Consider the following 5,951-nt stretch of genomic DNA (forward strand, 5'->3'; position numbering starts at 1 on the left):
CGCGCTGCTGTGGCTGGGCATGATCCTCTACAACATCGGCCGGTCGATGGTTTACAGTCCGCTGGGACTCACGGCCCCGAACGCGACTCCGCTTGGCCTGGCGACTTGAGCTTGCAAGCCTTGTGCGCGATCACCGCAAGGACGTCGTGGTGCCGGAAGGTCCAGTAGCAATTTTCGAAGGTACGGAGGCACTTCACCCGGCTCGTTCTGACCGGAGCGCGAAGGACGCGTTCCGTGCGCGCAGAGCCCGCGCGGCGGATACGAGCCCACCGACCCCGGAGGGACGCGGCAGGAGTCTGCGCTACGACCGCTGGAGCACCGGGCACGCCAGAGCCCGTTCTCGGGCAGAACCCGCCCCGACCGGGCAAAAGCCCTTGGTTTGCGGGCCCTGGCCGCCCGCAGCCCGGCGAAAGCGGCGCTTGACGACTGCCACCTGATTATTTCCGCAGTTCAAGAGGGATTTAAGCCTCGGTCCGGTGGACGCCGCCTAGAGTGCGGCTTCGCAGGAATCGGCCGTCACCCGGGCGCCGGTTCCGCGCGGAATCGGCTCCTCCCCGGTGACGGCCGGGCGGGTCAGGGGCGGCGGCGCCGACGGCGCCGGATGATGCGGAACGCGAGGCCGAGGACCACGGCGGCCACCGCGACCGGAGCCAGGCGCTTGAGGATCGGGGCTCCCGCCGTGCCGAGGAGGTCGATGGCCTCGTCCGACGGCGCCGCTGCGCCGGTCACCACCGCGTCCGCCTTGCGAGAGAGCTCCTCCTTGGCGGTGCTGGCGAACGTGTCGTGGCTGCCCGCCGGGGTGACCCGCCAGCTCGCATTGCCCGCCGCAACCTTCTTCCCGGCAGGAGCCGACGGCTCGGCCTTCTCCTCGGCAGCCGCCGACGCCGCTGCCTTCTCCCCGGTAGGCGCCGACGGCTCGGCCTTCTCCTCGCCGCCGGACGCCGCAGCCTTCTCCTCGCCGCCGGACGCCGGGGCCGCAGCCTCTTCGGCCGGCGCCTCCGCCGGTTCCTCCTCGGTGAGGCGTTTCGCGAGGTTCGCCGCGAACTGGTTCAGGATCTTGCCGCTGACCTCGGAGATAAGGCCGCGGCCGAGCTGCGCCGGTTTGCCGGTGACCTTCAGGTCGGTGTCCACCGTGACCGCGGTGGTGCCGCCTTCCGGCTGGAGCACAGCGGCAACCGTCGCGGCGGCGGTGCCGCTGCCGCGCGAGTCCTTGCCGCTGGCGTCGATGACCACCCGACGGGCGGCCTCGTCGACTTCCTTGAAGGTGCCGGTGCCCTTGTAGAGCAGGGTGACCGGGCCGAGCTTGACCTTGACCGAGCCGGCGAACGCGTTGCCCTCGGCTTTGGTGAGCGTGGCGCCGGGCATGCACGGGGCGACCCGCTCCGGGTCGAGCAGCGCCTTCCACGCCACTTCGACCGGCACCGGAACGCTGAATTGGTGCTGCATCTGCACTGGAGGGTCCTCCTGGTTCGACCGAGCTCGGCTCGAAAGAGCCATCCTTGCTTCAAGAAGCTGCCTCGAAGATCGCGCCGGGCCTCAGGCGCCGCCTCGGCTGCGGGTACCCGAGCCATGCCCGGCCGCCGCCCGGCCCGCGCGACCTCGTCACAATCCACTACCAGCTTCCCAGCCTTCGCGGCTGGTGCCTACCCCATTTGGATCATTGCGGTTGACGCATCCGTACGACCTTTGCGACCTCCCTGAGCCTTTCGAGTCGCGGGGCGGCCCGAAAGGCTCACGGGCGGCTTCGCCTCGGGTTTAGCCGCCCGCCGCGGCGAGCACGGCGCGGCCGGTGAGGACCTCGGCGAGGTGTTCGCGGTAGTCGACGTCCGCGCTGGCGTCGGACGCCGGGCTGGTGCCCTCGGCGGCGTGCCGGGCCGCCACCCGGATCGGGTCCGCCGTGGCGGGCTGCCCGACCAGGGCCTGCTCGACGCCGCGGGCCCGGATCGGCGTCGGCCCCATGTTGGTCAGGCCGATGCGGGCCTCGGCGATCGTCCCCTCGGACACCCGCACCACGGCTGCCACGCCGACGATCGACCAGGCCTGGGCAACACGGTTGAACTTCTCGTAGTGCGCGTTGCACCCCGTCCACTTCGGCATCCGCACCTCGACCAGCAGCTCGTCGGGTTCCAGCGCGGTGGTGAAGTAGTCGACGAAGAAGTCCGCGGCGGGCACGGTGCGCCGCCCGGACGGCCCGGCAAGCACCATCTCGGCGTCCAGCACCAGCGCTGGGGCCGGCAGGTCGCCCGCCGGGTCGGCGTGCGCCAGCGAGCCGCCGAAGGTGCCGCGGTGGCGCACCTGCGGGTCGGCGACCGTGCGGGTGGTCAGCGCGAGCAACTGCGCGTGGTGCTGCACCAGCGGATCGCGCATGACGTCGTGGTGCGTGGTCATCGCGCCGATGACCAGCGCGTCGCCTTCCTCTCGCACGCCGCGCAGGGCGGCGATGCGGCCGAGGTCGACGACCAGCTGCGGGTCGGCCAGCCGCATCCGCAGTACCGGCAGCAGGCTCTGCCCGCCCGCCAGCACCTTGGCGTCCTCCCCGGCCTCGGCGAGCGCGGCGACTGCTTCCTCCACTGTGGAGGGTGCGACGTAGTCGAACTGGGCGGGAATCACCGGTTACCTCCCTGGGCGTCCATTGAGCCAAGTCCGCCGCCGGCTTCCGGCGCGGTGGCGCCGCTGCTGCGGGAACCGGTCACGGCCCGCCACACCCGCTGCGGCGAGCACGGCATCTCCACGTCGTTGACACCCATCGGCCGCAGGGCGTCGACGACCGCGTTCACCACCGCCGGGGTCGAGGCGATGGTGCCCGCCTCGCCGACTCCCTTGACGCCCAGCGGGTTGGACGTCGCGCGGGTTTCGGTGCGATCGGTGATGAACTCCGGCAGGTCGGCGGCCGACGGGATCAGGTAGTCGGCCAACGTCCCGGTCGTCAGCGTGCCGGTCTCGTCGTAGACGGCCTCCTCGAACAGGGCCTGCGCGATGCCCTGCGCCAGCCCGCCGTGCACCTGGCCCTCCACGATCAGCGGGTTGATCACGGTGCCGATGTCGTCGACGCACACATACTTGCGGATCTTGACCGCTCCGGTTTCGGTGTCCACTTCAGTCGCGCACAGGTGGGTGCCGTGCGGGAAGGAGAAGTTCTCCGGGTCGAACGTCGCGTCGGCGTCCAGGTTCGGCTCCACCCCTTCCGGCAGGTCGTGCGCGGCGAACGCGGCGAGCGCCACCTCGGCGAGTGCGGTGCCGCGGTCGGTGCCGCGGACCCCGAACCGCCCCGAGGCGAACTCGACGTCGTCCTCTGCGCATTCCAGCAGGTGTGCCGCGATCTTCTTGGCCTTCTCAACGACCTTGTCGGCGGCGCTGACCACCGCCATGCCGCCGACCGCCAGGGACCGCGACCCGTAGGTGTCCATGCCCTTCGGCGAGACCTGAGTGTCGCCGTGCAGCACCTCGACGTCCTCGAACGCGACACCGAGCCGGTCGGCCACGATCTGGCTCCACGCCGTCTCGTGCCCCTGGCCGTGCGGCGAAGTGCCCGTGACGACCTCGACCTTCCCGGTCGGCAGCACCCGGATCGAGGCGTGCTCCCAACCGCCCGCACCGTAGGACAGCGAGCCCAGCACCCGCGACGGCGCCAGCCCGCACATCTCGGTGAACGTCGAGATGCCGATGCCCAGCTGCACGGGATCGCCGGAGCGCCGCCGCTCCTCCTGCTCCTCGCGCAACGCCTGGTAGCCGAACAGCTCCACGGCCTTGTCGGTGGCGGCCTCGTAGTTGCCGGAGTCGTAGGTCAGCCCGGCGACCGTGTCGTACGGGAACTCGTCGTGCGCGATCCAGTTCTTTCGCCGCAGCTCCATCGGGTCCATGCCGAGTTCGGCGGCTAGCTCGTCCATCATCCGCTCGATGGCGAACGTCGCCTCCGGCCGGCCCGCGCCGCGGTAGGCGTCGGTCGGGGTCTTGTTGGTGAACACGTTGGTGCAACTGAAGTGGTAGGCGGGAATCTTGTAGATCGAGTTGAACATGAACGCGCCGAGGATCGGGATGCCCGGCGTGACCAGTCGCAGGTAGGCGCCCATGTCGGCGAGCAACTCGACCTTCAGCGCGGTGATCCGGCCGTCCTTGGTCGCCGACATCGACAGCTTCTGGATCTGGTCGCGGCCGTGGTGCGCGGAAACCATCGTCTCGGAGCGGGATTCGGTCCACTTCACCGGCCGCCCGAGCTTGCCGGCCAGCACGAAGGCGATGACCTCCTCCGGCGTCACCTGTAGCTTGCCGCCGAACCCGCCGCCCACGTCCGGCGCGATGACCCGGATCTTGTGCTCCGGCACGCCGAGCGACATGGACAGCATCAGCCGCAGGATGTGCGGCACCTGGGTGGCCGACCACATGGTGATCTGCTCGCCGGTCGGGTCGACGACCACGGAGCGCGGCTCCATGAACGCCGGGATCAGCCGCTGCTGGCGGAAGGTCCGGTCGACGCGGACCTCCGCGCTGCTCAGCGCCTGCTCGACGTCGCCGCCGGTGCCCGCCTCGGCCGAGTCGAACGTCCAGGTCGCGTTGCGGTTGGTGCCCAGGTCTTCGTGCACCAGCGGCGAATCCGGCTGCAGCGCCGCTTCCATGTCGAGCACGACCGGCAGGTCCTCGTAGTCGACGTCGATGGCGTCCAACGCGTCGCGCGCCTCGGCCGCGCTGCGTGCCGCCACCACGGCCACCGCTTCCCCGGCGAAGCACACCTCGTCCGCGGCCAGCGGCGGTGCCGCCGGGGCCTTCATGTCCTCCGTGATCGGCCACGCACACGGTAGGCTGCCCTGCTCGTCGGCGAGGTCGCGGCCAGTGAAGACCGCTGAAACGCCGGGCATCCGCCGCGCCTCGTCGGTGCTGATCGACGTGATCCGGGCGTGCGCGACCGGGCTGCGCAGGATCGCCAGGTGCAGCGTGCCCATCGGGGTCAGGTTGTCGGTCCAGCGGGTGCGGCCGGTGATCAGCCGCGCGTCCTCCTTGCGCTTGCGGGCGCGCCCGAGCTCGGGTTCCAGGACCGATGTCATGACTGCCGACCTCCCGTCACCTTGGTCTCGACGTGCTCGTCAGCCGGCGTTCGCGGCACGGGAGCTTGTGACTGTGCTTCTCCGGCGGCGTGCTCCGCCGCGGGCCCGGCGCCCGGCTGCATGCGCTGCGCCGCGTCGCGGACCGCGCGGACGATGTTCTGGTATCCGGTGCAGCGGCAGAGGTTTCCCTCCATGCCTTCCCGGATTTGCTGGTCGTCGGGTTCGTGTACCTCGGCGAGCAGGTCCAGGGCCTGCATGATCATCCCGGGCGTGCAGAACCCGCACTGGAGGGCGTGGTTGTCGTGGAACGCCTGCTGCAGGGGGTGCAGCCGGCCGTCTTGGGCGAGCCCCTCGACGGTGGCGACGTCGTGCCCGTCGGCCTGCACCGCAAGCACCGAGCACGACTTCACGCTGTGGCCGTCCAGGTGGACAGTGCACGCGCCGCAGTTGCTTGTGTCGCAACCGACGACGGTGCCGACTTTGCCTAGTCGTTCGCGGAGGTATTGGACGAGCAGCATGCGCGGCTCGACCTCATCGGTGTATCTGGTGCCGTCGACGTTGACGGTGATGCGCGGCATTTGGGCGGCCTCCTCGGAGGAACTGGCCCGCGGTGCGCGGACGGTCGGGAACGGACTGCTCCGCTTGGGTGACGGACGTCACTCCGGAAGCCTGCTACGCCGACCGATCGCGAGCAAGCGCGCTCACGAGTGATGGTGAACAAGCGCCTGGACTTCGAAAGAGTCGCACGCCGGCACCGCGGCCGCTCGGTCCGTCCGCATTTCGATGGAAATCGAAGGCCCGATTTCCATGGAAATTGGGCTCTTGTGACTGATCCGTGGGTGGTGTGAGCTGGGGTTTTGGGCCCGGAGACGGGGGCACGCCGTTGCTTCGTCTAGGTTTCTGGCTTGTCGA

The 5,951-nt window shown here is 70.3% G+C and carries 4 protein-coding genes; all 4 read right to left on the bottom strand.

What is annotated here, in order from left to right; all coding sequences use genetic code 11:
- Positions 1-573: 573 nt before the first annotated feature.
- Positions 574-1,452, bottom strand: a complete 879-nt coding sequence (locus ACWDKQ_RS34735) for an SRPBCC family protein (RefSeq protein ID WP_450143003.1) — start codon at positions 1,450-1,452, stop codon at positions 574-576.
- A 303-nt stretch (positions 1,453-1,755) separates the two neighbouring features.
- Complete coding sequence (locus ACWDKQ_RS34740; RefSeq protein WP_450143004.1) at positions 1,756-2,610, bottom strand: FAD binding domain-containing protein; 855 nt, start codon at positions 2,608-2,610, stop codon at positions 1,756-1,758.
- Positions 2,607-5,039, bottom strand: a complete 2,433-nt coding sequence (locus ACWDKQ_RS34745; protein WP_450143005.1) for a xanthine dehydrogenase family protein molybdopterin-binding subunit — start codon at positions 5,037-5,039, stop codon at positions 2,607-2,609. Before ACWDKQ_RS34745 ends, ACWDKQ_RS34740 begins: the two co-directional genes overlap by 4 nt.
- Positions 5,036-5,617, bottom strand: a complete 582-nt coding sequence (locus tag ACWDKQ_RS34750) for a (2Fe-2S)-binding protein (RefSeq protein WP_450143006.1) — start codon at positions 5,615-5,617, stop codon at positions 5,036-5,038. The genes ACWDKQ_RS34745 and ACWDKQ_RS34750 overlap by 4 nt, the downstream gene beginning before the upstream one ends.
- Positions 5,618-5,951 lie beyond the last annotated feature (334 nt).

The organism is Saccharopolyspora sp. NPDC000995 (assembly GCF_053599315.1).